At 35.4% G+C, this 25,705-nt stretch carries 24 protein-coding genes; 21 read left to right on the top strand and 3 right to left on the bottom strand.

Annotation, left to right across the window (positions count from 1 at the left end):
* Nucleotide 1: 1 nt before the first annotated feature.
* The 14 genes from DPQ89_RS03250 (at nucleotide 2) to DPQ89_RS03185 (ending at nucleotide 11,702) form a co-directional block, all read left to right on the top strand.
* Nucleotides 2-211, top strand: coding sequence for a hypothetical protein (locus tag DPQ89_RS03250; RefSeq protein WP_127715148.1), 210 nt, complete (start codon nucleotides 2-4; stop codon nucleotides 209-211).
* A complete protein-coding gene (locus tag DPQ89_RS03245; RefSeq protein WP_127715146.1) occupies nucleotides 192-719 on the top strand; it encodes a prepilin peptidase in 528 nt (175 codons plus the stop codon). The genes DPQ89_RS03250 and DPQ89_RS03245 overlap by 20 nt, the downstream gene beginning before the upstream one ends.
* Nucleotides 689-1,006, top strand: coding sequence for a Flp family type IVb pilin (locus tag DPQ89_RS03240; protein WP_127715144.1), 318 nt, complete (start codon nucleotides 689-691; stop codon nucleotides 1,004-1,006). The genes DPQ89_RS03245 and DPQ89_RS03240 overlap by 31 nt, the downstream gene beginning before the upstream one ends.
* A gap of 38 nt (nucleotides 1,007-1,044) precedes the next feature.
* A complete protein-coding gene (locus DPQ89_RS03235; RefSeq protein ID WP_127715141.1) occupies nucleotides 1,045-1,518 on the top strand; it encodes a hypothetical protein in 474 nt (157 codons plus the stop codon).
* Entirely contained in the window at nucleotides 1,508-2,044 is a 537-nt protein-coding gene (locus DPQ89_RS03230; RefSeq protein ID WP_127715139.1) for a TadE/TadG family type IV pilus assembly protein, read from the top strand. Before DPQ89_RS03235 ends, DPQ89_RS03230 begins: the two co-directional genes overlap by 11 nt.
* A 94-nt stretch (nucleotides 2,045-2,138) precedes the next feature.
* Entirely contained in the window at nucleotides 2,139-2,951 is an 813-nt protein-coding gene (gene cpaB / locus DPQ89_RS03225) for a Flp pilus assembly protein CpaB (RefSeq protein ID WP_127715137.1), read from the top strand.
* Complete coding sequence (locus DPQ89_RS03220; RefSeq protein WP_127715135.1) at nucleotides 2,951-4,432, top strand: hypothetical protein; 1,482 nt, start codon at nucleotides 2,951-2,953, stop codon at nucleotides 4,430-4,432. Before cpaB ends, DPQ89_RS03220 begins: the two co-directional genes overlap by 1 nt.
* Nucleotides 4,432-6,687 carry an ATPase, T2SS/T4P/T4SS family gene (locus tag DPQ89_RS03215; RefSeq protein WP_127715133.1) on the top strand — a complete coding sequence of 752 codons (2,256 nt, stop codon included), beginning with the start codon at nucleotides 4,432-4,434 and terminating at the stop codon, nucleotides 6,685-6,687. Before DPQ89_RS03220 ends, DPQ89_RS03215 begins: the two co-directional genes overlap by 1 nt.
* On the top strand, nucleotides 6,684-7,574 hold the full coding sequence (locus DPQ89_RS03210) for a type II secretion system F family protein (RefSeq protein ID WP_127715131.1): 891 nt from the start codon (nucleotides 6,684-6,686) through the stop codon (nucleotides 7,572-7,574). The genes DPQ89_RS03215 and DPQ89_RS03210 overlap by 4 nt, the downstream gene beginning before the upstream one ends.
* A gap of 89 nt (nucleotides 7,575-7,663) precedes the next feature.
* Nucleotides 7,664-9,292, top strand: coding sequence for a DUF6531 domain-containing protein (locus tag DPQ89_RS03205; protein ID WP_127715128.1), 1,629 nt, complete (start codon nucleotides 7,664-7,666; stop codon nucleotides 9,290-9,292).
* A gap of 117 nt (nucleotides 9,293-9,409) precedes the next feature.
* Nucleotides 9,410-9,598: a hypothetical protein gene (locus tag DPQ89_RS03200; protein WP_127715126.1), complete on the top strand. Its 189-nt coding sequence runs from the start codon at nucleotides 9,410-9,412 to the stop codon at nucleotides 9,596-9,598.
* A 173-nt stretch (nucleotides 9,599-9,771) separates the two neighbouring features.
* Nucleotides 9,772-9,957 (top strand): hypothetical protein, encoded by a 186-nt coding sequence (locus DPQ89_RS03195; RefSeq protein ID WP_127715124.1) that lies wholly within the window; start codon nucleotides 9,772-9,774, stop codon nucleotides 9,955-9,957.
* Between the two features lie 49 nt (nucleotides 9,958-10,006).
* A complete protein-coding gene (locus DPQ89_RS03190) occupies nucleotides 10,007-11,389 on the top strand; it encodes an aldehyde dehydrogenase family protein (RefSeq protein ID WP_127715122.1) in 1,383 nt (460 codons plus the stop codon).
* A gap of 124 nt (nucleotides 11,390-11,513) precedes the next feature.
* Entirely contained in the window at nucleotides 11,514-11,702 is a 189-nt protein-coding gene (locus DPQ89_RS03185; protein ID WP_127715120.1) for a hypothetical protein, read from the top strand.
* 39 nt (nucleotides 11,703-11,741) lie between these two features.
* On the opposite strand, the gene DPQ89_RS03180 is transcribed toward DPQ89_RS03185, so the two are convergent.
* From DPQ89_RS03180 to lon, 3 genes are all read right to left on the bottom strand, one after another.
* Nucleotides 11,742-12,086: a hypothetical protein gene (locus DPQ89_RS03180; protein WP_127715118.1), complete on the bottom strand. Its 345-nt coding sequence runs from the start codon at nucleotides 12,084-12,086 to the stop codon at nucleotides 11,742-11,744.
* 1 nt (nucleotide 12,087) lies between these two features.
* Nucleotides 12,088-12,483 carry a response regulator gene (locus DPQ89_RS03175; protein ID WP_164848240.1) on the bottom strand — a complete coding sequence of 132 codons (396 nt, stop codon included), beginning with the start codon at nucleotides 12,481-12,483 and terminating at the stop codon, nucleotides 12,088-12,090.
* Between the two features lie 74 nt (nucleotides 12,484-12,557).
* On the bottom strand, nucleotides 12,558-14,978 hold the full coding sequence (gene lon, locus DPQ89_RS03170) for an endopeptidase La (protein WP_127715114.1): 2,421 nt from the start codon (nucleotides 14,976-14,978) through the stop codon (nucleotides 12,558-12,560).
* A 241-nt stretch (nucleotides 14,979-15,219) separates the two neighbouring features.
* On the opposite strand from lon, the gene glmU reads away from it, so the two are divergent.
* The 7 genes from glmU (at nucleotide 15,220) to DPQ89_RS03135 (ending at nucleotide 25,607) form a co-directional block, all read left to right on the top strand.
* Nucleotides 15,220-16,617, top strand: a complete 1,398-nt coding sequence (glmU, locus tag DPQ89_RS03165; RefSeq protein ID WP_127715112.1) for a bifunctional UDP-N-acetylglucosamine diphosphorylase/glucosamine-1-phosphate N-acetyltransferase GlmU — start codon at nucleotides 15,220-15,222, stop codon at nucleotides 16,615-16,617.
* A gap of 130 nt (nucleotides 16,618-16,747) precedes the next feature.
* Nucleotides 16,748-18,571, top strand: a complete 1,824-nt coding sequence (glmS, locus tag DPQ89_RS03160) for a glutamine--fructose-6-phosphate transaminase (isomerizing) (RefSeq protein WP_127715110.1) — start codon at nucleotides 16,748-16,750, stop codon at nucleotides 18,569-18,571.
* A gap of 1 nt (nucleotide 18,572) precedes the next feature.
* Nucleotides 18,573-20,825, top strand: coding sequence for an ATP-dependent helicase (locus DPQ89_RS03155; protein WP_127715108.1), 2,253 nt, complete (start codon nucleotides 18,573-18,575; stop codon nucleotides 20,823-20,825).
* A 70-nt stretch (nucleotides 20,826-20,895) separates the two neighbouring features.
* On the top strand, nucleotides 20,896-23,187 hold the full coding sequence (locus DPQ89_RS03150; RefSeq protein ID WP_127715105.1) for a hypothetical protein: 2,292 nt from the start codon (nucleotides 20,896-20,898) through the stop codon (nucleotides 23,185-23,187).
* The gene (gene mtnA, locus DPQ89_RS03145; RefSeq protein ID WP_206611131.1) at nucleotides 23,184-24,239 is read left to right on the top strand and encodes an S-methyl-5-thioribose-1-phosphate isomerase; all 1,056 of its coding nucleotides are present in this window, start codon (nucleotides 23,184-23,186) and stop codon (nucleotides 24,237-24,239) included. Before DPQ89_RS03150 ends, mtnA begins: the two co-directional genes overlap by 4 nt.
* A complete protein-coding gene (locus DPQ89_RS03140) occupies nucleotides 24,239-25,153 on the top strand; it encodes a hypothetical protein (protein ID WP_164848239.1) in 915 nt (304 codons plus the stop codon). Before mtnA ends, DPQ89_RS03140 begins: the two co-directional genes overlap by 1 nt.
* Nucleotides 25,128-25,607 carry a Crp/Fnr family transcriptional regulator gene (locus DPQ89_RS03135; protein ID WP_127715101.1) on the top strand — a complete coding sequence of 160 codons (480 nt, stop codon included), beginning with the start codon at nucleotides 25,128-25,130 and terminating at the stop codon, nucleotides 25,605-25,607. Before DPQ89_RS03140 ends, DPQ89_RS03135 begins: the two co-directional genes overlap by 26 nt.
* Nucleotides 25,608-25,705 lie beyond the last annotated feature (98 nt).

Raw genomic sequence — 25,705 nt, 5'->3', positions numbered from 1 at the left:
TATGTTACACAAGAACTCCGGTCAGGCCCTGATCGAATACCTTATTTTATTTTCATTTATGGCCCTCATAGCAATTAATATGGTTAAAGGCATGGGTGGAATGATGACGACTTCAATTAGAACGATCGGTTATCAGCTGACACAACAATTGACGATTGGTGTTTGTGAAAGAGAGTGTTGGTATTCTGCTTATGAGAACAGGACCTACTAATATGCCAGTTTCGGTCTACTTCTTCTTAATGATCCAATTGTTCTTTGTTGCTTATAATGATTTCAAGAATAAAAAAATTTCTAATGTATGGCCGATTATAAATATTGCTCTATACTTTGCTGTCGTTTTTTTCTTTCCTACTCAGTATAAAATTAATTTTGAAACTTTTATTTTTCCTTTGGCCTTTTTCTTTGTCGGAATTATTTTATTTATGATGAAGATAATGGGAGCAGGTGATTCGAAGTTTCTTTTGTCTTTTTATTTGCTCATTCCTCTTGAGATGCATGAACAGGCATTTATCTTCTTAGCATACTCGACTGTTGTGGTTGGTCTATCTCTACTCTTTACAAATATTTTTAAAAATTTAGATACAATAATAGTGGCACTTAAAACTAAGAATCTCATTCTTATTAAAGGTGTCTTTGGGCAGAGGTTTTCTTATGCTCCTGTAATACTCGTTTCATGGCTGTGGTTTGGATGGACAATAAAAGAAAAAATTTATTTTTAAATAATAGTGGTCAAAGTGCTGTTGAGTATATCTTGTTATTATCAGTAATAAGTGTACTTACTTTCTCTATCGTTAATTCAAAGCGTTTTAAAGACTTCATGGGCCCAGACTCTTCATTCTTTGCAGCAATAAGAGCTAGAATCGAGTTCACCTATAGGCATGGATACGATAATGTGATCGGAAATGATAAAACGAATAATAATTATACAAGAATTCATGAAACGTATTATAATAGTGAATTAAGTACTACTCGTTTTTTCACAGGAGCCGACGGATATCCACAATAATTAAAAGAGATGAAGGTCAGTCTACTATAGAATTTCTAATGACTTTCGTTTTTTCTTTCGGATTTATTTTTCTCTTTTATAAGATTGCTATTGATGCGACAAGTGGTTTCTATATTCACTATGCTAACTATATGGCTTCGAGAACTTATCTAACGTATGAGAATAATACTAATACGCCAGGAAGTAGTGATAACCCTGCTTTAGTTGAAGCTCGTAGAGTATTTGATAGTTATAAACCTACTGTAATGATCAAAGACTTCAATGGAACACTTTCTGCCAATGATCCTGAGAGTGTTGGAAACCAACTCTATGTTGGAACCTTTGTTGAGTATACTATTCCGTTTTCATTTACTGCGATGATCGGAGGTAAGGAGCCTGTGAAATATTTTTCAGAATCTTTTCTTGGTAGAGAGCCTACAAGATCAGAGTGTTCATTAAGAGTTTGCAAATCAATGGAAGACCTGGGGGCCCAGTGTCAGACTAATATAACATTTTACGATAATGGCTGTTAAAAAGAAAAAAAATATATTCCTATTAGGTGATGAAAAAGGTCAAGCTATCTTTGAGTTTGTAATATTTCTACCGTTTCTTATTTTTATCTATACCGCATTTATAAATATCTCTAGCGCTATTAATGGATCAATTAATCAGCAAAAAGCTACACGAGGTTACTTTTACAGAGTATTACTGCACGATTCTAAGGCGCCTAATCGCCATACTATGGAAACATTAGCAAGCGCTGGAAGAAACGTTTTAGGTCCAGTCTCACTCGGCTGGAGGGTTAAGTCTGAAGGAGATACCAAGTCCTATGGAGCTTGTTATAAGTTTTTAGGTTTTTTTGGAAATGGAAGCGACGAAGAGTGTGATGAAAGTAGAAGTGGAGAAAATGACTCAAACTTTATAAAGGTATTCACCTTCTATGGTGTGTGTGGAAATACATATATGCGTTCTACGAATGGATACTTTGAAGAAACAAATTTCCTCAGGATTGGAAACTATGCACCTCTTTTAGACAGCGATCAGTGCGTTCAGCAATAAATTATAAAAGTCCTTAGTGACACTTCTTTCCCCCGTTTTCAAGCATTCGAAATTACTAGTAAAATTAATCGTAGTCATTAAATAAGGTAAGAGCATGAACACTAGGGCACTGACATTAGCATTAATTATCGCATCCTTTGCGATGTTTATGGTTTATACATATATCGAAGATGAAAAAACTAAAATTATAAAAAAATATGGTAAAGAGAAATCTGTTGTTATTGCCAAAGTCGATATTCAGGAACTTGAACTTATTGATGATTCAAAAGTGACTGTAACATCTATGCCTTCAAATTTTGTTCACGAAAAAGCATTTAAAATGATTTCTGAAATTCAAAATACAGTTGCAACAGTTCCTATATTAAAAGGGGAGCAGTTGACTAAGCCGCGAGTTAGTTGGCCTGATGAAAGAAGTGGTCTCTCGAGACAGGTAAGTGTTGGAAAGAGAGCTATATCGTTAGAAGTTACCGAAGGTGCTTCTGTTGGTCGTCTTATTAAGCCGGGAGATAGGGTTGATATTTTAGCAGGTATTGATTATGCCGGTGGACGTAAAGACTTACAAAAGATGAAGACGGTGCTTCAAGATGTATTAATCCTTTCTACAGGTAGAAGTATTTCAGGAAACTTACCAATCATTGGTGTTAAAACACCAAGAGTTATTAAGAAAATGAAATTAAATACATATAGTGACTATCAATCTGTAACACTAGAACTTGATCCTTATGAAGTTCAGAAGCTTGTATTCTTAGTGAACTACAATAGTCAAAGACCATATCTTGCACTTAGAAATAACTCTGATAAAAAGCCTGTCAGAATTAAGTCTACGAAGCTTTACGATATATTAGGAGAGGATGCATCCGAAGCGAAGCTTTTCTTTTCTGAGAAATTTAAAAAACAAGGTAATTAATGAAGTTTACTTTAGTTCTATTTTTAAATCTTTTTTCAATGTTGGCATATTCGCAGCAAGACGCAAAAGTGCCTGAGAAAAAGGTTGAGATAGTTCTTGGTATAGACAAGATCGAAAAGCTTGATTTTGCACCTTCAACAAAAGTTCAGGTTGGTAATGATTCAATCTTGGCCCATACAATAATTCCGCAAAAAAGAGAAATTACTTTCAAAGGTTTAAAACCTGGTAATACTTCTGTGATTATTAGAAATACAGTTGGAGAAAGAAAGGTTAAGTACCTTGTGAATATAACTGCTACCGATCAGTCTAAGGTTGTTCAGAACCTTAAAGATTACTTGGGTGATGTAGAAGGTTTGGAGATTGGAATAAAAGGAAGCAAGGTCTATGTTGGTGGTGAAATTGTTGTGCCATCTGACATAGGGCGAGTCGTAGTTGTTCTTGCCGATTATCCAGATGTTGTTCAGTTAGTTGAACTCTCTCCGCAAACTCAAAGAGTTATTGCAGCCAATATGCAAAAAGAAATTCAAAAAAGTAATATGCCAGATGTAACAGTTCGAGTTGCAAATGGACTATTTATGATTGAAGGAGTCGTAAGCTCAGATGCAGATAGAACAAGAGCTGAGCAGCTAGCTGCTATTTATGTTCCTGATATGATCCAAAACCTAGCAAGAAGAACTGAGGCCGTTCAAACAGCAAAGAAAAATATTATACAAAATTTCATAAGTGTAAATGCAAAGAAAAAGCCTCAGCCTGTACCAAAGATGGTTAAAATTTCAGCTCAGTTTGTTGAGCTTACAAAAGATTATAATAAAATTTTTGGTTTTAAGTGGGAACCGACATTAGGTGGTGGCGGAGGAAGTATCTCATTTGGTAAAGGGGCTGATGGAGGAGTGACCTCCAGTTCAAGTGGAACTCTATCTGGAACAATTTCTAACCTCTTCCCAAGATTAGCTTCTGCAAAAGGAGCAGGGTATGCGAGGGTTATTCAGTCTGGTGTTGTTATAACAAAAGATAAGGTTACGAGTAAAATTGTAAAGAAGAGTGAGAAGCCGTTTGCTATTGGTACTGGTGAGTTTACGCGTTCTGAAAAAGCAACCGCTGGATTTGACTTATCTATTACTCCTACAATTCTTCCTCAGGAAAAGATAGATCTAAATATGGCAATCAATGTTAGTGCTACAATTGGGGACCCTCCTGAGACGATATCAAATACAATTCAAACGGCACTGGTTGTAAAAAGTAAAGAAAGTGCTGTCGTCGGTGGGGTTGTTATTAATAAATCATCAACAGACTTTGATCGAAATCCTCCTGGAGGAGTAGATGAAGTTTCTGATGGACAACAGTTGTTTTCTTTTTTGAAATCAAAAGCATACTTAACAAACAAGTCTCAGTTCGTTGTTTTTGTGACTCCTGAAATTATCGAGTCATCATCAACTGGAACAGAGGAAATTAAACGAAAGTTTAGAAGTAGAAGAAGATAGTGGCCGGATATATTATTACTATTATTGGTGGAAAAGGTGGACAAGGTAAGTCGCAAGTTGCTGCAAACCTTGCCTTTGCATATGCGGGTGAATCTCGAAGTAAAGTCCTCCTTCTCGATTTTGACAAGAAGGCCAGTGGAGACCAGAACTTCATTACAGGTATGAAGTCTCGTAAAACAGTTAAAGACTTGTCTGAATTTTCTGGTGCAATTGACCCTAAAACATTAATGCAGTTCATGGCGCCACATCCTTCGGGAGTTCACTATATAGGAATGCCTACAGATCCAACTGCATCAGAGGGAATCAATGCAGAAGGTCTTGGAAAGACACTTAAAGCAATCACAAATATATTTCCTGTAACAATTATTGATGCTGGCTGCGAGCTTAATGATATGGCCCTAAAGGCCCTAGAGTTTTCAACAGTAATTTTCTTAGTCGTTACGCCGGATATTCTTGCTTTAAATCAAACGAAGCGATTATATAGTGATCTTGTAACAATGATGTTTCCAAAAGATATGTTGCAAGTTGTTTTAAATCAAAGCCAAAAGGGACACCCTGTTACTCCTGAAGTAGTTGGTAAGTCTTTTGGAAAACCGATCTTTGCAGCAATTCCTAAAGATGATCAAACTTGTGTTCTGGCCCTAAACCAGAAGAAACCAGTTATGGTCGTTGCCAAAAATAGTAATTTTGCTAAAGGTGTAGTTGAGTTTTCCAGAAAGATAATACAAAAGAATATACTTAAGTCTCTAGCAAAACTAAATGTCACAATTGATAAAAGTGCTAAAAGTGATAGCTCTCCAGCTGATGAAAAAAAGACCAAGAGTGCATGGACAGAGCTTAAATCTAGAATTCATAAAGCTCTTATTGATGAAATGGATTTAAAAAATAGTGATGATGGTGATCCAAAAGCAGCAATTATCATGCGAGAACAAACGAAGAAAATGGTCGTAGAGCTTTTGGGGAAAGAAGACACAAAGACGATAATACCTACCCGCGATGATATGAATAGAATTGTTAAAGAAATTCTTGATGAAGCGCTTGGGCTTGGACCATTAGAAGATTTACTTGCAAATAAAGATTGTACAGAAATCATGGTAGTTGGACCAGACAAAATTTTCTACGAAATGAATGGTAAGGTTAAAAAATCTGATATTACCTTTACTAATGACAGACAAGTTCTAAATGTAATTGAAAGAATAGTAGCGCCTATCGGTAGAAGAATTGATGAAAAAACTCCTTACGTAGATGCTCGTCTTCATGACGGATCAAGAGTTCACGCGATTATTCCTCCGTCTGCACTTGATGGTTGTTGTATAACGATTAGAAAGTTTCCTGAAGAGGTTGTAACTTATAAAGACTATATTAAGTGGGGCTCTCTCACTCAAAATATGGCTGACTTTCTGAGGATTGCTGTCGAAGGACATAGAAATATTGTTGTAAGTGGTGGTACTGGTTCTGGTAAGACCACTTTAATTAATATCTTAGGTGGCTTTATCCCTTCGAATGAAAGAATTATCACTTGTGAAGATTCAGCGGAACTAAACTTTCCTCAAGATCACGTGGTACGCCTTGAAACAAGGCCTCCATCTCTTGAAGGGGATGGTGAAATTGATATTCGATGTCTTGTGAAACAAACACTAAGAATGAGACCTGAAAGAATTGTTGTTGGGGAATGTAGAGGAGGTGAAACTCTGGATATGTTACAAGCAATGGGAACCGGGCATGACGGATCTATGACAACTGTTCACTCGAATAATCCTCGTGAATGTATCGGTAGACTAGAAACTCTTGTTCAATATGCAGGAGCAGGAATTAGTCCCAAAGCTATTCGAGAGATGATCGCTAATTCTGTGCATATGATTATTCAACAAAAAAGACTCGATGATGGGTCTAGAAAGATGACCCATATATCTGAAATTGGTGGAATTCAAGGTGATGTTATTACATTGCAAGATATTTTTCTCTTTCAGCAAAGAGATATTGATAAGAATGGAAAAATTATTGGTGAATTTCAAGCGTCTGGTTTTATACCTAAATTCATAGAGATTCTTGAGAGAAAAGGATATAACGTTCCTAGAGGCCTTTTCAGTAACTCTAGTCCATCTGGCGGAGGGGGAAGTAGTTCTGGCGGTTCAGCACCACCTAGTCCTTCTGGAGGTAGTTCTTCTGGGAAGAAGCCATCTTCATCAGACCCTAATCGACCTAAACAGCGGCCACCAGGAAATAGACCTGTTAAGAAGAGGCCACCAGGATGAGTTTTTTTATAGCGCTTCTTGGCAAGAGCGGAATCATTGGTCTCATTGGCTGTATTCTCTTTTTATTTTGTTATAAATATTCTCAAGGTATTTTTAACTGGATTGAGAATCAAACCTTTGGAACACGAACGTATATCATGGAGAAGCTTGAGCTTCTCTTTATTGAAATTCCTGAACAAAAAATAACTTATCTTCTATTGGGATGTTCTGTCGGCCTTGGTTGTTTTATCTTTTTACTTTGTGGTCTCCTAGGGCAGTGGCTAGTTGGTTTTATTTTTGGAATGTTCTTTGGTTTTCTTGGATTTAAAATACCTAAGCCATTTATAAATCATCTCGTTGAAAAGCGTATTGATGAGTACTCTGGACAGATGGTAGATGCTCTAACATTGCTTTCAAACGGGATTAGAGCAGGCCTATCTGTACCTCAGGCGATAGGGATGGTCGTCGATGAAATGCCTGCACCTGTTTCTCAAGAATTTAATATGATACTTCAACAAAACAGAATTGGGGTACCTCTTGAGGAGTGTTTTGATAATTTAGCTAAACGTGTACCAACCGAAGATAATGATATGTTTGTATCATCAATTAATATTCTTAGAGAGACTGGTGGTAATCTGGCTGAAGTCTTTGACACAATTGTTGATGTTATTAGAGAGCGCGTTCGATTAAAGCAAAAGATCGATACCTATACGGCCTCTGGAATGTTTCAGGGGATGACAATTTTTATGATGCCTTATGGAATTGGCTTTATCTATTTTCTCTCAGATCCTGAGTCTGTAAAACCCATGTTTACCCATCCCCTTGGAATCATTATGACTGTTGTTGCTATGATGTTCGACTTTGCAGGTGGTTTTGTCATTATGAAGATAGTGAAAATAAAGGTTTAGGTAAATATTAAAATTTAGTTTAAAGTTTTAAAAAAGGATCTCCGATAAATTTACGAGAGAATTATTGTGTTCAAAAAAAGGATTAATACATGAAGCTTGGTAAACTACTCCTATTATTACTTTTAATTCCAGCTACAACATTTGCTGGGGTTAATCTTAAAAATGGAAATTTCTATATTTCTTATACAGATATAATTGTACCTGGTGGAGGTCATGATCTTGAGATCTCAAGAACATATAATTCGAAGTCTACCGAAAAAGGTTGGTTTGGTTTTGGTTGGGGTTCTGACTACGAAACATTTTTAAATATCTCTGCAGATGGTTCTGTAGTAGTTCATGAAAATGGAAGTGGTGCTCAAACGAGATTTACTCCTAAAGAAGCGGTTGATCCTGTTTCTGCTGCCAATAAAATTATTGAAGCAATGAGAAAGAGAACAAGTGTAACTGAACAAGTTGCAAAAACTCTTAAAGTTAAACTTGTTAATGATGCAGAACTTAGACAAGCTTATGCAAGAAAATTTAATGTTAAAGCTCAACTGGCCAACGGGACAGTTCTTTACTCTAATACTAGAGGATTGCAAGAGATTCACAAAATTAGAGATGGGTTTAAAAGAGTTTATAATGACGGAAAGATTCAGTATTTCAATGCTGAAGGACGTTTAAGTAAGATTAAAGACAAGCATGGATACACTATTAGTTTTGAATATAAGAATGGAAATCTATTAAAGATTAAAGATTCTGATGCAAAACAATTATTCTTTCAGTGGTTTCAAAACGGAAGAGTTAAAAGTATCTCATCAACAGCGAAGAAGAAAACAAGCTACAAGTTTGAAGGTGACGACCTTGTAGAGTCAGTAGATGTTGCTGGAAATGTTTTTAAGTACGATTACGATGCTAATCACAATATGAAGTCAATTTCATATAAAGACGGTTCTAAAATGGAGATTAACTATACTCCTAAAACTCAGTTCGTAGCATCAGTAAAGAGTAGAAGTGGTGATCTTACTAAGTACAAGTACGATTCAAACCCTAAGAACTCTGATCTTCATTATTGGACAATTGTTTCTAAGAAGTCTCCTACAGGGAAAGAGGTTTCTAATAGATATGAGTACGAGGTTAAGGCCAGACCAGATGGTTCGCAGTATACTTACAGAATTTTAACTGAAATAAATGGTTTAAAAACTGAGACTATTTACTCTGAGTGTTGTTCTCTTCCTCTGAAAATTACACGTGGAAGTCATGTAACGTCTTTTGATTATAATGACAAAGGGTTATTGACTAAGAAAACTTCAACTAAGGGTGACTATATTGAGTTAGCTTATCATAAGAAGTTTAATAAAATTACTCGTGTAGTTAATAAGAAAGGGTGGACTAACTTTCAGTATGACGAAAAGTCTGGAAACCTATCTAAAGCTGAAAACTCAAGTGGAAAGTCTGTACTACTTCTTTATGATAGAAAAGGTCGTATCAAGAAAATGCACGACTTAAATAAGGAAACAGGTAAGAAGAGATCACTATCGTTTATCTACAATGCTCAAGGTAAGCCAGTAGAAATCTCAATGGATAAAATTGGAAAGATTAATGTTCAATATGACAACTATGGCGAGATTAAGAAAGTAGAGTCTAAAGCAGGTCATAAAATGGCACTGCAAGTAACTCAGGCATTTCAATCACTGTTGGCCATTGTTAAGCCAGCGGGAGTTAACTTGAACCTTTAGAATTTGCCTATAATTGAAGGCACATAAACTTATGTGCTTTCAATGAGTTAGTCAGAAAGAGGCAATTAGTTAGTGATTTTGATATAATAGAAATAGATAAATGGTAGGAGAAATATTATGAAAAAGTTTATTACAATGGTTTTACTTTTAGGTTTTCTAAGTCCGGCCTTAACATTTGCTGCTGATGGAACAGGTGAGCAGTCTGATTCTGAAGTAGATTGCACAAAGATTTTTGAAGGAACAGGACAACCGGCTCCTGAGGGTTCTGGTGAAGAAACTAAGAAGAAGAAAGATTATCAAGGTTAAATAATACACTATAGTTAATGAGAGGCCTGTCTTTGTACAGGCCTTTTTTTTTGCTTATTTTTTTTTCACTGTATAGATATTATTCACTCACTAATGACTTAAGTTCTTGAATTTTCGCTAATACATTGGCACCAATTATGCTTATAAGAAGTTACACATAAAAGGAGTAACTTATGAAAACACTTATTACACTATCGCTACTATCACTTTCTACACTATCTTTTGCTGGATCAGTTGGTGAGTCATCTACTGACTGTTTAAAGAACCAATCTACTCAGTCTAGAGGTTCTAAACAGATTATTAATACTGATACTAGTGCTTCGGTTGAAACTTCATCTAAGAAGCAAAAAGAGCAATAATTCTCTATATATCAGTGATATAATGTCCTCATTATTTAGATGAGGACATATGAATTTAGAAAGAATCGATGAAGTAGTTAAAAATCAGCGCTCGCTGAATCAAAGTAAATCTAATTTTTCATTAAAAGAAAGACTCAGTTTATTAGATAAACTAGAAAAATCTTTATTAAAGTATGAGAAAGAAATAAATGAAGCTCTCTATGAAGACCTAAGAAAGTGTCACTTTGAAGCGCAGATTTCAGAGTTTCTTTTTGTGTTAAATGAATTGAGATCTGCTAAAAAACATTTAAAAAAATGGATGAAAAGAAAGTCCGTCAAAACTCCGCTAATTTACTTTCCTGCCAAGAGCTATATTCTCTCAGAGCCCTACGGAAGTGTATTGATTATTAGTCCTTGGAATTATCCCTTTCAGTTACTTATATCTCCGCTTATAGGAGCGCTAGCTGCTGGAAATAGAGTTGTTGTAAAACCTAGTGAGGTATCAGCGTCTACTTCCAAAGTTATTTCAAAAATAATTTCTGAAACTTTCGATGAAAGTACTGTCTATTGCGTTGAGGGTGGAGTTGAGGAGACGACTAGACTTCTAGATAATAGATTTGATTACATATTCTATACAGGTAATGGTCATGTTGCACGAATCATTATGGAAAAAGCTTCTAAGAACCTCACACCGTTAACTTTAGAGCTTGGAGGGAAAAGTCCTTGTTTTATTTTTGGAGCTCAGAAAATTGATCTTGTCGCTAAACGCATTGTCTCTGGAAAATTCTTTAATGCTGGTCAAACTTGTATTGCTCCAGATTATATTCTCGTTGAAGATAAGCATTATGAAGAACTTGTTAATAAATTAGAAAAATATATTCTAAAGTTCTTTGGCAAGAACGCTCAAAAAAGTTCTAGCTATGGAAGAATCATTAATGAGAGGCATTTTGACAGAATCGTTGAACTGATTGAGTCAGAAGAGCTTTTGTATGGTGGTGAAAGTGATAAAGATGACCTCTATATATCTCCATCTATTATAAGCGCAAAGAAAGATTCACATATTATGAAAGATGAAATCTTTGGTCCTCTACTGCCTATAATAAAAATGCAAAACTTAAAAGAGGCCATTGATTTTGTGAGTGAAGGAGAGAAGCCTCTGGCCAATTATATCTTTTCAGAAGATAAGAAAATAGTTGAAGTCATTTTAGATAGAGTTAGCTCGGGTGGAGTCACGATCAATGATACACTTATGCATATTGCTAATGAAAATCTACCCTTTGGGGGAGTTGGAGAAAGTGGAATGGGTGCTTATCACGGAAAGAGCTCGTTTGATCTCTTCTCTCATAAGAAGAGTGTATTTGCTTCTTCTAGCAGTTTTGACCCACCTTTTAAGTATCCACCATACTTTGGAAAGATGAGGCTTCTTAGGTGGCTGTTGAAGTTTTTTGGCTAGAAATTACTCAGTGTATAATCTTTATACACTAGTTATTATTCTAAGGTGTTGTTTTTACATTCTCTTGTTTGGCATCTGTCTTGCTTAATAGAAGGTAACTAAAAATAAACCTTGGGAGAGCTTTATGAAAAAATTATTTATTGTATTAGGAATGTTTGCAGCACTATCATCACAATCATTTGCAGGAACTGTAGGTGAGTCTTCAACTGATTGTATTAAGAATCAATCAACTCAGGCACGTGGAGCTAAAAAAGTTCAAGAGTCTGAAGTAAGATCTGAAGAAGTGAAAGTTAAAAAACAAAAAGAATCTTAAATTACTTTTACCCCTTAATATGTGTAAGAAGGCCAGCTCTTAGAGTTGGCCTTCTGTATTTAGGACCTTTTTTAACATTTCTTTTTCTTCGATTGTGAAGGATTCATGATTAGACTCAATTGCCTGCTCAATTTTCTTAACTTTCTTTTTCATTGAAGAGTATTTAGTCTTAATTTCATCAGTATTAGGCGATGAGTTTGAAAAAAGCTTTGAACTTTCTTTAATACCTTGAGAAACATTACTCTTAACAGATTTATAAATATTGTCTGTGTAAGGGTGTGCAATTTTATTAACATGCTCAAAAACCGTTTTATCAGCGATTGGAAACGACAAAATTACAAAGCTTATTGCAAAATACAGGGCAAATTTAAACATAAAGAACATACTAATTATCCTTTTCCATTTCTATTTCAATCTTTTCTAGTGATCTAATGAGGTCTTGTTCGCCAAATGGTTTAGTTAAGAAATCGATTGCACCATTGGATATTGATTCAATTATGATACTTTCCATATTTAATGATGACATCATAATAATCTTTATATCTTTACCATTCTCTGTCAGCATCTTTGCCAGCTCGAGTCCACTAACTTCAGGCATTACAATATCTACTAAAAAGACATTCGCTCCTGTTACAAGTAGAGGAACAGCGTCGTTAGCACTGCTTGCTTGTCCAACAACGTTGAAACCATTTTTCTCAAGTATTGTGATTAAGGAGTTTCTTGAAAAGTCAGAATCATCGACAACGACGATTTTTAAATCTTCATTTCTTATATTGCTCATTTGTAACTCATCCATGTTTACATTTTTCTAAAATTATAGCACAAAAAAGGGAGCTGATAAGCTCCCTTTTATATTTATGCCGCTATTGGCGGATGTGAATTCTTGCTCTTTTTTAGCTTTGGCTTAGCTTCTTTCTTTTTCCAGCCAACTAAAGCTATTTCGACAACTTCATCAAAGGTTTTAACCGGAACGAAGTTAAGTTTCTTGCGATACTCTTCTGGAATATCGATCAGGTCCTTCTTGTTTTTCCATGGAATGATAACAGTTTTTATATTCATTCTCATTGCTGCAAGGGCCTTCTCTTTTAATCCTCCAATTGGAAGAACTTTTCCGGTAAGAGTTATTTCACCTGTCATGGCGACACTCTTATCTATTGGTGTATCTGTAAGTAGAGATACAATTGTTGTCGCTAAAGTGATTCCTGCGCTTGGTCCATCTTTAGGAGTTGCGCCTGCAGGTAGATGAATATGAATTTCATTTTCATCAAATGCATCTTCACTTACATGAAATTGATCGGCCTTACTTCTAATGTAACCAATAGCTGTCTGGGCAGATTCTTTCATAACATCACCAAGTTGACCGGTAAGAGTTAGACCTTTTCCTTTCATCTTAGTTGATTCAATGTATAGGATTTCTCCACCATGTGCTGTCCAGGCCAAACCTGTTGCAACACCAACTTCATCACACTCTTTTTCATCTTCTTTTGTATAAAGAGGAGGACCTAGAAGCTTCTCAACTTCTTTTGGAATAATTTGGGTTTTTGACCCTTCTCCTCTTGCGATTTTTGTCGCTACCTTTCTACAGAGAGCACCAATTCTTCTTTCGAGGTTTCTTAGACCTGCTTCTGAAGTAAAGTTTCTAATTACTGACTGGACACCCTCATCAGTAAATTCGATATGATCGTCAGTAATACCATTCTCATTCATTTGTTTTGGAATAAGATACTTCTTACTAATTGCAACTTTTTCTTCTTGTGTGTACCCTGATAAATTTAACACTTCCATTCTATCTCTAAGAGGTCCTGGAATTTGATCAAGAACATTTGATGTTGCTATAAACATTACATTTGATAAATCAAATGGAATATTTAAGTAGTGATCTCTAAACGCACCATTTTGTTCAGGATCTAATACTTCTAGTAACGCACTTGAAGGATCACCCTTGAAATCGCCACCAAGTTTATCAACTTCATCAAGAAGTATAACTGGATTATTTGTTTTGGCTTGCTTAAGGGCCTGAATGAACCTACCTGGCATTGAACCAACATATGTTCTTCTGTGTCCTCTAATTTCAGCTTCATCTTTTACACCACCAAGACTTATTCTTACGAACTCTCTTCCTGTGGCCTTGGCAATAGACTTACCTAGCGATGTTTTACCAACACCTGGTGGCCCTGAGAAACAAAGGATTGGACCTTTTAGCTTTCCACCTTTAAGTTTTCTAACAGCTAAGTACTCTAGAATTCTTTCTTTTACTTTCTCTAAATCCATATGGTCTTCATCTAGAATTGCTTTGGCTTTATCAAGATCATAAATTTCTTCAGAACTCTCAGACCATGGAAGATCAGTAAGCCACTCTAGATATGATCTAAGAATGCTAGATTCTGAAGAATCTGGATGCATTTTCTCAAGTCTTCCAAGTTGCTTTAGTGCTTCTTTTTCTGACTCTTCAGGCATCTCGCTATTGTTTATTTTATTTCTAAACTCTTGGAACTCATCCTCAACGGGAGCAGCTCCTGATTCATCACCAAGCTCATTCTTAATAGCTTTAATTTGCTCTCTAAGAAAGTACTCTTTTTGTGATTTATTAATTTCATCTTTCGCAACATGCTTAATCTTTTGTTGCATCGCTAGGATTTCTAATTCCCTAGATAAAATATCATTTATTTTATGAAGTCTTTCGATTGGATCAAGTACTTCAAGAATCATTTGAGCTTCACCTACATGGAGATTTAGGTTAGAAGCAACAAGATCAGCTAGTCTTCCAGGGTCTTGAATATCCTCAAGTACCATTAGAATATCTGGAGAGAGAACTTTTCCTAGAGTAATAACTTTTTCTAATTGTTCTCTGATATTTCTCATTAATGCATTTACTGCAACATTTCCAGCGTCAACAGCAACGTCCTCAACCTTGGAAACTTTAGAAATAAAGAAAGGCTCAGTTTGATCAAAGCTCATAATTCTTGCTTTGGATAGGCCTTGCACTAATATCTTTATTCTACCATCAGGTAGTTTTCTCATCCTCATGATCATTGCAACAGTACCAAGCTCATATATCTCTGAAGGCTCTGGAGCTTCTGCAGTAATATCCTTTTGACTTGCTAGTAGAATTAATCGATCTGTATTATTAAGAGCATGCTCGACAGCTTGTATTGAGGACTCTCTGCCTACAAATAGAGGAAGGATCATGAATGGATATACAACAATATCTCTGATCGGTAAGAGGGGAAGTTCATTTTTGAACTCAATGTTATCACCCTCGTAGTTAGTAACCATAATATCTCCTTCAGATGGTCTTGTCTTAACCTTACTTATTTCACCTAAAGCATCGGGGAAAAAGAGATAAGTCTTTAAACTTTTTATGAATTTTGTTATATTTTTTTCTATTAATTTAAGTAAGTTAGTCGGGTATTCATACATTAATGGCAACTTAGCCTACTTAATAATGTGGATTGATCGGTTGTTTGAAATATGGGATTATTTCTATCAACTTTAAGAAATAAATAAGGGATATTTTATGAAGACAAAATTAGGCACGGTAATTCTTTCCGCAGGAGCTGGAACTAGAATGAAGATGAAACTTCCAAAGCCTCTCGCTCCTTTTATGGGTAGATGTTTAGTCGATTTCCCTATTGAAGAAGGACTCAAGCTTAATAAAGCAATTGGTGAATCTTATAAGGTTAGCTTAGTAACTGGACATGGCAGCGATCTTGTAAAAGATTACGTAACTTCTAGTTACCCGGAAGAAGAGTTTGGTTTCGCTTATCAAGAAGAACAGTTAGGCACAGCACATGCTTTGAAGTGCTACTTCGATCAGGTTAGCTTTGCAAAAGACTGTGAGTATACACTGGTTCTCTGTGCAGACACTCCACTTATTAATATGGCTTCATTAGAAACTCTTTATAAAGAGCTAATAACTAATGATTTAGATGGAGTCGCAGCAACCTTCTTGGAGGAAACACCTAAGGGGTACGGAAGAATTATTCGCTCCAAAGAAGGAGGCTTTCATATAGTCGAGGAGAAAGATGCTGATGATATTCAAAGAAAAGTTAATGAAGTCAATTCTGGAATGTATGTTTTAAAAACAAAGTTCATTTTAGATCACTTGTATTCAATCGGCTCGACTAATAAGGCCGGAGAATTTTATCTAACGGATCTTTTTAAAGATGATTATAAAGTAAAGCCTGTTCTCTTCGAAGATAAAATGCCATTTGCTGGTGTAAATGATCTTCATCAGCTCGAAAGATCAGAGCAGGCAATGAGAAGAAGAATTGTTTTTAATTTAAGAGAAAAGGGTGTTCGGTTTATTGACTCAAGACATACGTATATTGATACAGAAAATATTGGAGCAGGAAGCGTAATTTATCCTAATGTTCATATTGATCATAAAAGTTGCATTGGTGAAGGAGTAACACTTGAAGCGGGCTCTATCATTATTGATTCAACAATCGAGGATGAAGTAATTCTAAAAGCATATAGTCACTTAGAGGGGGCAATCTTAAGAAAGAGTTCTGTGGTTGGACCTTATGCTAGGATGAGGCCAGGTGCGGATATTGGTAGTGAGTCTAAGATTGGGAACTTTGTAGAGATTAAAAAGTCTGTACTTTCTCGTGGTGTGAAAGTTTCCCACTTAAGTTATGTTGGGGATGCTGAAATAGGTGATCAAACAAATATTGGATGTGGATTTATTACTTGTAATTATGATGGGGCCAATAAGCACAAAACAGAAATTGGTGAAAATTGTTTTATTGGGTCAGATTCGCAAACTGTGGCACCTGTTAAAATAGGTGATAATTGCTTTGTTGCAAGTAGCTCAACGATTACCAATAATATGCCAGATGGAAGCTTTGCAATCTCTCGAACTAAGCAAAGCACTAAAGAAGGCATGGCAAAACGCTTTTTAAAGTCAAAATAATTCAAAAGTGCCATAATATTGATATTATGGCACCTATCTCATAGTTCAATATTGGCAATAGGCCAGTGCTAATGGTATCTTTTAGCGAATATAAATATACATTGTTGCATAGAGTAATAAGGCGAAATATATGTGTGGAATCGTAGGTCACTTAGGACCAAAAAATTCAGTTGATATAGTTTTAGAAGGTTTGAAAAGACTCGAGTACAGAGGATATGATTCTGCAGGAGTTAGTTTTATAGATGAGAGTGATGAGCTTCAAATTTATAAAAAGAGTGGAAAGCTAGATAATTTAAAAGGTGTTCTTGAGGGAAAAGATTTCCAAGCAAGAATGTGTATTGGTCACACGAGATGGGCCACTCATGGTGAAGTCAACGATACAAACTCTCATCCTCATATGAAAGATCATATTTCTATTGTTCATAATGGAATAATTGAAAATGCGAGCGAACTAAGAAAAGAGTTGAGTGCTGGAGGCTATGAGTTTCAGTCTCAAACAGACTCTGAGGTTTTTCTATCTCTTCTAGTAACTGAGCTTGCTAAAGGTTCGGACTTTAAAGCTGCCATGTTGAAAAGTTTTGCTAGAGTTGAAGGTAATTCGGCCTTTGTTGTTTTAAATAAAGATGTAAAAGAAATTATGTCGATTAAAAAAGGTGCACCACTAGTATGTGGAATTAATGAACAGAACTCAGAAGTTTTTGTCTCTTCTGATCCATATGCTTTAGCTGGAATGGCTTCTAAGTTATACTTTCCGGCAGATAATGTTCTTTGTCACTTGAGTGCAAGTAATAAAAACCTTCTTAACTTCTATGGATTAGATGGTAAACCAACTGAGAACTATGTATCTAAGCTTCAAGATATGACAGTTGGTCCAACAGATAAAGGTGGTTATGAGCACTTTATGCTCAAGGAGATTCATGAACAGCCTGAGTTAATTAGATCTCTTACTCAGTTCTATTTCCAAGGTGAAGGCCTTGAGAGTTTAAAAAAGGCAGGTTCTTTTACTCCTACAAAGTTTCATATGACAGCATGTGGAACTGCTTATTATGCAGGACTTTTAATTAGAGACTTTTTAGAATCTATTAATAAGATTCCTTGCTCTCCTGAACTAGCAAGTGAGTTTAGATATAGACAACCTCTTTTACTAAAAGGTGAAGCGGGTCTATTTATTAGTCAGTCAGGTGAGACCGCTGACACGCTAGCAGCACAAGAGCTTTGTACAGAAAATGGTGTTAATACTCTATCGATTGTAAACGTCGATGGTTCAACACTATTTAGAAACTGCGACAATAATTTATTGATTAGAGCTGGAATGGAAATTGGAGTTGCAAGTACTAAAGCATTTACTCAGCAGGCATTGACTGGAAGATTGCTCTCATTCGCTCTTTCACAGAAATTAGGTAATGAAAGTGAAAGAGTTAGCTTATCGGCACGATTTTCATTATTAGCGGAAAGAATTGATTTATTATTTGGAAGAATAGAAGAAATCAAGTCTATTGCTGAATCAATATATAATTTAAAAGGCTTCTTTTATACAGGAAGAGGAAGGTATTTTCCTGTGGCGCTTGAGGGAGCCCTTAAGTTAAAGGAAATAGCGTATGTTCATGCAGAAGGTTATGCGGCAGGTGAACTAAAGCATGGTCCAATTGCAATGATTGATGAAGAAATGGTTAATGTCGCATTAGTTGGTCCTGAATTATTTGAAAAGACTGTTTCTAATATTCAAGAAATAAAAGCGAGAAAGGGTGTAATTCTAACGATAGGACCTAAGAATAATCCGGAATTAGAAGAATTGTCGGATTACTATTTTGGACTAGACTTTGACGGTCTTGATGAGCTTTCCCCTCTTTATGTAAATATTGTAAACCAGTTACTTGCTTACTATGTGGCTAAGTTCAAAGGGACTGATATTGATAAACCAAGAAATTTAGCGAAATCTGTAACCGTAGAGTAGTATGAACTTAGATGGATTAAATGAAGCACAAAGAGAAGCAGTTTTAAAAACTGAAGGTCCTGTGATGATTCTAGCTGGAGCGGGATCAGGAAAGACTAAGACGCTTGTAACTAGGATTGCTTACCTGTTAGAAGAAATTCACGTTAGTCCGTTTCAAGTTTTGGCCTTAACTTTCTCTAATAAAGCTGCAAGGGAGATGAGAGAGAGAATCTCTAGCATGGTTCAGGCCGATATTGGGGCCTTACAGATAACAACCTTTCACTCATTTTGTGCAAGAATTTTGAGGACCGAAGCAAATTATCTTGGCCTTTCTAAAAATTTCACTATCTATGATACCTCAGAGCAAAAAGCGGTTGTTAAGGCAATCTTAGGTCGACATGGGATAAGTACAAAGGAATTATCTCCATTTGAAATCTTATATTATATGGATGATCTTAAAAACCACGGTCACTATAACGGAAGAGATTTATCTGAAGCTGACTACGAAATTGATGAAAGTCATTCTTTCTATACCTATTACCAACAATATGAGGCCGAGCTGCATAAAGCAAATGCAGTCGATTTTGGAAGCTTGATCACGGGGGTTATTCAACTTTTTGAAAAATTTCCAGAAGTTCTAAAGCGATATCAAGATAGATTTAAGTATCTTCTTGTTGATGAGTATCAAGATACAAACCGAGCACAGTTTGATCTCGTTAAAATGTTAAGTGAAAACAATAGAAATATCTGTGTAGTTGGAGATGAAGATCAATCAATTTATTCTTGGCGTGGCGCAGATATAAGAAATATTTTAGACTTTGAAGAAGTTTTCTCTGACGCAAAGATTTTAAAATTAGAACAAAACTATAGATCGAGTAAAAATATAATTGAAGCAGCGACTTGTGTAATCGCGAGAAACTCTCAGCGTAAAGGTAAGGAAATGTGGACTAATAATCCACATGGAGAAGATATAGAAGTTATCGAGTGTTTCAACGATAAAGATGAAGCAGATTATATAGCTAAAGAGATTTTAAAATTATCTAAGAATGGATCACCCTTTAAAGAGATGGCGGTCTTTTACAGAACAAATACTCAGTCGAGATTGATTGAAGATTATTTAAGAAAGTCTAATATACCTTATAGAGTTGTTGGCGGAGTAAAGTTTTACGAAAGAAAAGAAATAAAGGACCTTCTTGCCTATATTCGAATTGTAGTTAATGACAAAGACTCATTAGCACTTTCTAGGATCATTAATGTTCCTGCACGAGGAATAGGGGCGACATCCTTAAGAAAGCTAGAAACAGAAGCAGTAGATAAGAACTGCTCTTTGTGGGACATCTTAGATGAAGTTGTTACTAATCCATCTGACTTTAAACATATTAGACTTTCTGCAAAGGTTAAATCTGCATTAAATCACCTCGTAACTTTAATCAATGATGTGAGAACCTCAAGTGACTCTGTGGCCCCAAGCTCTTTATATGAAAGAATACTTCATGAATCAGGTTATTATGACTTTTTAAAATCTAGTAAGGACTATGAATCTATTGCAAGAATGGAGAACTTAGAAGAACTCGGAAATGCGATTGTTCAATTTGAGCAGTCTAATGAAGGAGCTACGTTACTCAACTTTTTAGAAACAATAACGTTAGATACTACACAAGAGTCTGATAACCCTGAAAATACTGGTGAAGTATCTCTGATGACTATTCATGGAGCCAAGGGACTAGAGTTTCATAATGTATTTCTTTGTGGTGCTGAGGAAAATGTTTTTCCTAGTTATAAAAGTTTAGAAAATGGTGATACTGCAATTGAAGAAGAAAGACGACTTTTCTATGTCGCTATGACAAGAGCAATGGAAAAGCTTCATATAACTTTTGCTCAAGGAAGAATGCTATTTGGGCAATTAAGGTTTAATGGACCGAGCCGTTTTATTAATGAAATTCCGGAGAAGTTCTATCAATGGAAAAAGCCTAATGGCGGAACTAGAAAGACTGGTGATTCTTGGGATTCCGGCAGTTCTTCTTGGGATGATGACTTTAATCAAGACAGTAGCTATGACGATGAGCCTGTTTATCAAACGGCTTCAATTGATAAGGTTATAGATGCTCCTAAGCCTAAGTTTCCAAAGGGTGTTAAGGTCATTCATTCTTTATACGGAGCTGGTACCGTTTTAGACTCTGATGGCTTTGGTAAAGAAGAGAAAGTTTCGATTAAGTTTTCTGATGGTGCGAGAAAGAAGTTTCTTGTAAAGTTTGCTCCTCTAGTCCTAGCTTAGAAGATTAAAATTTGACCCTTACCTTCGAAATGGCGATAATATTTAGACCAATATCAAAAGGAATTGATACATGAAGTCAAATAAGACGAAAATAATTTTTATCGTACTATTTAGTGTTATTACTATAATTTTTGGAGGAGTGTATTTCTATGCGAAATCACAAGTTTCTCCAGAAAAAGTACATCGACACACTCTCAATTTATTAAATAAAACTTTTCCAAGGGCCAAGGTAAATCTAGGTAAGGCGGAGTTAACTTTTGGCCTTTCTATAAAAGTTAACTTTGAAACTTTACAGATTGAAGATGCTGGTCAAGAACTAGTCTCTTTAAAAAATTTAGATTTAGTCATACCTCTTTTATCAATACTAACTGGTGGAGGAGATTTAAAAATTAATCTAAAGAGCCCTTCACTAAATTATAGAGAATCGAAAAAATCAAATAACTGGTCAGATGCTTTGTTAAAAGAAACATCTACTAAGCGTGAAAAAAAGTCTGTTAAAAAGAACGGGGAGTCTCAAAAAAATGAAGCCTTATCGGCCCAAAAGACACTTGCTCTACCGGCATTTCTTTTAAACAGCACACTTAGTTTAGATATAAGGGATATTAAAGTTAATTATCTCTTAAAGGATAAATCAAGTGGAAATATAAAAGTTGAGAAAGTCATATTAAAAAAAATTGGTCTTAGGAATTCTAGTGGTTATGAAATTCAGTCACTAATAGAATATACAATGAAAAATAATGAGAAGTTAAAATTAGACGCTTTATTGATAGGTCAGTTTGATTTTTCTCATTTTTTAAAATCTGGAACACTTGAAACAGTTTCGGAGTTAAACCTTAAGAATATTTCTATTCCAGGAATTAAAGGAACCATTCCTGAGATAAAAACGCACATCGCTACCAATATCGGAAAGTTAGGGAAAATCTCAATTGATTGGAAAAGCTCTTTTTTGCAAAGTAATCATATAGCGCTTAAGGCAGAATTAGACAGTGGTAGAGTAGAGCTAAGTTCTATCTCATCTAAGTTAGCGCTAAAAGATTTATTTTCAATCTTTGCACTGAAGGTAGACGGATTAACAGTTGGAAATGGCCAGGTTGAGCTTTCAGGAAAAATAAATATATCGAAAAAAGGTCATATAAATCCGAAATTAGATTTTTCAATCGGACCAAACTTAAAGTTTGTCAAAAAGAATTTTAGTGCGGAAACAGCGTTTTCTGGATCTTTAAGAGGTAATGAGTTCAAGAGTATGGCGGAGTTTAAACTGCTCGATGGAGTTGTAACTCTTCAAAATACTGCAAAGCTTGATTTAAATAATCCTCCAACTATGAATTCACTACCTAAGGTTATTACGCTGCTTTCAGTTAACAACCTAACAATTAAAGAAGGTCTGATACAAGATTTACTCTATTCGGTAGATACAACTAGCACTTCATCACAAGAGTTTACAAGTAATGGTGCTGATAAAGAAGTATCAAAAGATCAAGAACAGTCTGTGAGCGCTGTTCCTATTATTCCTCCTGGTGAAGTTACGGTTAAATTAAACAATATAAAAATTGACTCAAAGAATTTTAATTTAAACTCTAAATTGTATCTAAGTAAAAATAAGATTGCTCTAGATAAGAGTTTATTTTCATTCTCAAAGGGAAAAGGAGAAGTCTCCGCAACAATTGATTTTAATAAAGCATCGGCTCCAAAAGGAATTTTTAACTTCGACTTAAAGAACTTTGACTTAATTGCTTTGAAACCTTTTCTACCAAAAGATATCTTAAAAGCATTGTCAGGAGAATTTACTGGCAAAACAAGTGGTTCATTTAGTATTAAACCAGGAGCCGTTGAATACGATGTCTTAGCTAAATTAAATGCTACAAACGGAGAAGTTCAAGGTGTTAATATTTCTGAATATTTAACACCGATTGTACTAAAGGTTCCAAAGGTTGGACCAAAGTATGCGGATAAAATTAAAAATATAGATGGCAAGTTTCAACTTCTGAATGTTGATGGTCGATTCAGACAAAACAACTATGAGCTTAAGAATTTTAAATTCATTGGAATAAGTAAGAAGATAGAATTGTCTGGTAGTGGAAATGTTAGTCCAAGCCCTAAAAGAGCAAGCCAGATATTAATGAACTATACTGATCCAACAGGTAAAATAAGCTCAGAGTTAAAAAAAGAAATAGGAATAGATTATCTTCCATTAAGGCTAGCAGGAACCGGATTTTCGCTTAAGCCGGATATTAACTATACGTTAAATAAGATATCTAAAACTGCAATTAAGACACAAGGTAAAAAAGAAATAGATAAGTTCTTACAAAAGGACAGTACTAAAAAGAAAATCAATAAATTATTTAAAGGGCTTTTTAAGTGAAAAATTTAATAAAACCACTCGAGTGGAGAAATGGAGTACTAGAGTTACTTGATCAAAGAAAACTACCATTAGAAGAAGTGATTGTAGAATGTCATAATCTGGAAGATGCTTTTAATAGCATTAAAGATATGGTCGTTAGAGGAGCTCCTCTAATCGGATATACTGGAATTTTCGGCATGGCACTTTATGCAAAGAGTGAAAACCTATCTATTGAAGAGATTTCTAAAGCTGCTGATTATCTAAATTCAGCAAGACCAACAGCTGTTAATCTTGGTTATGAGTTAGGTCGTTGTGTTGAAATGGCTAAAGAGTGTTACGAAGAAACGGGAAGCTTTTCTAGTCTGGAAGAGAAGCTAGTATCATTTGGTTTCGCTCAGCTTGAACAAATTCATAAAGATAATTTGGAGATGGCTAAAATTGCTAAAGCTGACTTAGAGTCTAAGTTTGGAAAGCGAAAATATAGGATCATGACTTTATGTAATACTGGCTATCTTGCTTGTGGTCCAATGGGGACGGCCCTGGGAGTTATTTCTCACTTGGCAAGTAATGATCAAATTGAGCATGTTTACGCTTCAGAAACTAGGCCCTATATGCAAGGGATAAGACTAACTTCATACGAATTAAAGAAACAAAATATTCCTCATGATGTTGTCGTTGAGGGTTCTTTTTCATATTTAATGAAGAATAAATTGATAGACGCTATTTTTATCGGCGCAGATAGAATTGTGAAGAATGGAGATACTGCTAATAAAATCGGCTCTTCAACACTTAGTATTGTGGCAAAACATTATGGAGTTCCTTTTTATGTTGTGGCACCGACGAGCTCTTTTGATTTTGATGCAGATACAGGAAGCTCGATCCCAATTGAAATGAGAGATCAGGATGAGATTTTATTTTGTAAGGGAATGAGGATAGCTCCTGAGGGAGCGAGTGCTCTTAATCCGAGCTTTGATGTAACGGATGCTGCCTTTATAGAAGGAATAATTTGTGAAAAAGGGCTAATTTCTCCTGTATCAACAAACGAGCTTTTAAGAGTAACGGGTAGATCTTAGTGATTAGGGTTTCAATAGATATTGGTTCAAATAGTTGTCTTCTGCTTATAGCTGAAGTTCGTGATGGAAAGATTGAAACTTTGGAGAGCCAATCGAGAGTTACTTCACTTGGAAAAAAACTTGATCTTAATAAGACATTTCTTCAAGAAAGTATGGACGCAACTTTTGAGGCGTTGAAAGAGTACGCTCAATTGATAAAAGGCTATAATGTAAAATTAGAAGAAGTTTTAATTACTGCAACAGAAGCTTCCCGCGTCGCAACTAATGCCGATGAATTCTTCTCCAAGGTCCGTAGAGAACTCGGGCTAATTGTTACTAAAATAAGTGGAGAGGGAGAGGCCCATTATACAGCTCTTGGAGTTTGTTCTGGAGTACATAACTGTAGTTCCGATATCGTAATTATGGATATTGGAGGAGCATCAACAGAGTTAATTAGAGTAAGCTTGGACAGTGGCGAAATAGTGAATTCCATCAGCCTTCCTGTCGGTTCTGTTAGGGCAAGTGATTGGATACTTGATGACTCATTTGATGAGAAAATGGATAAGATATTATCTTCTGATATTTTAAGTTTTAAGATGAATAGTATCATTTGTGTTGCTGGAACAATGACTACGTTGAGTTCCATTTTATTGGGGCAAAAAACTTTTAATGAACAGCAAATTCAGGGGCATAAATTCGATCTTGCTAAACTACTATCTCTTTCACAAGAGCTTTCATCTTTGGATGCTAGTCAGGTTTTGGAGAAGTTTCCACAAAGTGGTAAAAGGGCGTTTAGTCTTTATGGCGGAAGTTTGGTCGCTTTGAAGATTTTAAGTTACCTATCTATTAACGAGATTGAAATCTCAACACTTGGTTTAAGATATGGTGTTGTTTTAGAGGGAAAAATTGATGAACGATTCACTCAAGCAAGATAATTTCAAAGATGTAATTAACTTTAAAAAAGATGCAGTTCTTTTTATTGAAGGGGAAGCCTCTTCGTTTATGTATATTATTGCTAAAGGTAGGATCGGTATTCTTAAAGAGAATGACGGAAAAGTTATGCCTTTGGCAATTGTTGGAGAAAAGAGTTTTATTGGTGAGATGTCTCTTTTTAACGATGAAAAGAGAAGTGCGACTGCAGTTGCTTTAGAAGACTCTGAGGTTTTTATGATTAAGAAGTCTGACATCAAGAAAGTTCTTAAGAATTGTCCTGAGTGGGTAAGTAATATTATGGTTACACTTACGGATAGATTAAGAGATGTGGATGAATTAATGAGAGAACATAGAGTTTTCGATAATGAATTAATAGAGAAATTTGAGGTCAATTCTTCAGAACAAAAGGTTATTTTGAAGTCAATTGATGAGTATAAAAAAAGAAGAGGATTATAGTCCAAGATCTTTAACTTTAAAATATTCTTAAGATTATATATAAAGCCCGTTTTAACTAAACTTTTTTTAATAAATACCGCAAAGATTATTAGTTTATA

Origin of the sequence: Halobacteriovorax sp. HLS, from assembly GCF_004006665.1 — a bacterium.
Lineage (GTDB): Bacteria > Bdellovibrionota > Bacteriovoracia > Bacteriovoracales > Bacteriovoracaceae > Halobacteriovorax.
This window is presented reverse-complemented; position numbering and strand designations above follow the sequence as displayed.

Bases quoted from the DNA above. Each gene is read 5' to 3' on its own strand.
- DPQ89_RS03250 (WP_127715148.1), top strand. From the start codon at position 2: ATGTTACACAAGAACTCCGGTCAGGCCCTGATCGAATACCTTATTTTA.
- DPQ89_RS03245 (WP_127715146.1), top strand. From the start codon at position 192: ATGAGAACAGGACCTACTAATATGCCAGTTTCGGTCTACTTCTTCTTA.
- DPQ89_RS03240 (WP_127715144.1), top strand. From the start codon at position 689: ATGGACAATAAAAGAAAAAATTTATTTTTAAATAATAGTGGTCAAAGT.
- DPQ89_RS03235 (WP_127715141.1), top strand. From the start codon at position 1,045: ATGACTTTCGTTTTTTCTTTCGGATTTATTTTTCTCTTTTATAAGATT.
- DPQ89_RS03230 (WP_127715139.1), top strand. From the start codon at position 1,508: ATGGCTGTTAAAAAGAAAAAAAATATATTCCTATTAGGTGATGAAAAA.
- cpaB (WP_127715137.1), top strand. From the start codon at position 2,139: ATGAACACTAGGGCACTGACATTAGCATTAATTATCGCATCCTTTGCG.
- DPQ89_RS03220 (WP_127715135.1), top strand. From the start codon at position 2,951: ATGAAGTTTACTTTAGTTCTATTTTTAAATCTTTTTTCAATGTTGGCA.
- DPQ89_RS03210 (WP_127715131.1), top strand. From the start codon at position 6,684: ATGAGTTTTTTTATAGCGCTTCTTGGCAAGAGCGGAATCATTGGTCTC.
- DPQ89_RS03205 (WP_127715128.1), top strand. From the start codon at position 7,664: ATGAAGCTTGGTAAACTACTCCTATTATTACTTTTAATTCCAGCTACA.
- DPQ89_RS03200 (WP_127715126.1), top strand. From the start codon at position 9,410: ATGAAAAAGTTTATTACAATGGTTTTACTTTTAGGTTTTCTAAGTCCG.
- DPQ89_RS03195 (WP_127715124.1), top strand. From the start codon at position 9,772: ATGAAAACACTTATTACACTATCGCTACTATCACTTTCTACACTATCT.
- DPQ89_RS03190 (WP_127715122.1), top strand. From the start codon at position 10,007: ATGAATTTAGAAAGAATCGATGAAGTAGTTAAAAATCAGCGCTCGCTG.
- DPQ89_RS03185 (WP_127715120.1), top strand. From the start codon at position 11,514: ATGAAAAAATTATTTATTGTATTAGGAATGTTTGCAGCACTATCATCA.
- DPQ89_RS03180 (WP_127715118.1), bottom strand. From the start codon at position 12,086: ATGTTCTTTATGTTTAAATTTGCCCTGTATTTTGCAATAAGCTTTGTA.
- DPQ89_RS03175 (WP_164848240.1), bottom strand. From the start codon at position 12,483: ATGAGCAATATAAGAAATGAAGATTTAAAAATCGTCGTTGTCGATGAT.
- lon (WP_127715114.1), bottom strand. From the start codon at position 14,978: ATGGTTACTAACTACGAGGGTGATAACATTGAGTTCAAAAATGAACTT.
- glmU (WP_127715112.1), top strand. From the start codon at position 15,220: ATGAAGACAAAATTAGGCACGGTAATTCTTTCCGCAGGAGCTGGAACT.
- glmS (WP_127715110.1), top strand. From the start codon at position 16,748: ATGTGTGGAATCGTAGGTCACTTAGGACCAAAAAATTCAGTTGATATA.
- DPQ89_RS03155 (WP_127715108.1), top strand. From the start codon at position 18,573: ATGAACTTAGATGGATTAAATGAAGCACAAAGAGAAGCAGTTTTAAAA.
- DPQ89_RS03150 (WP_127715105.1), top strand. From the start codon at position 20,896: ATGAAGTCAAATAAGACGAAAATAATTTTTATCGTACTATTTAGTGTT.
- DPQ89_RS03135 (WP_127715101.1), top strand. From the start codon at position 25,128: ATGAACGATTCACTCAAGCAAGATAATTTCAAAGATGTAATTAACTTT.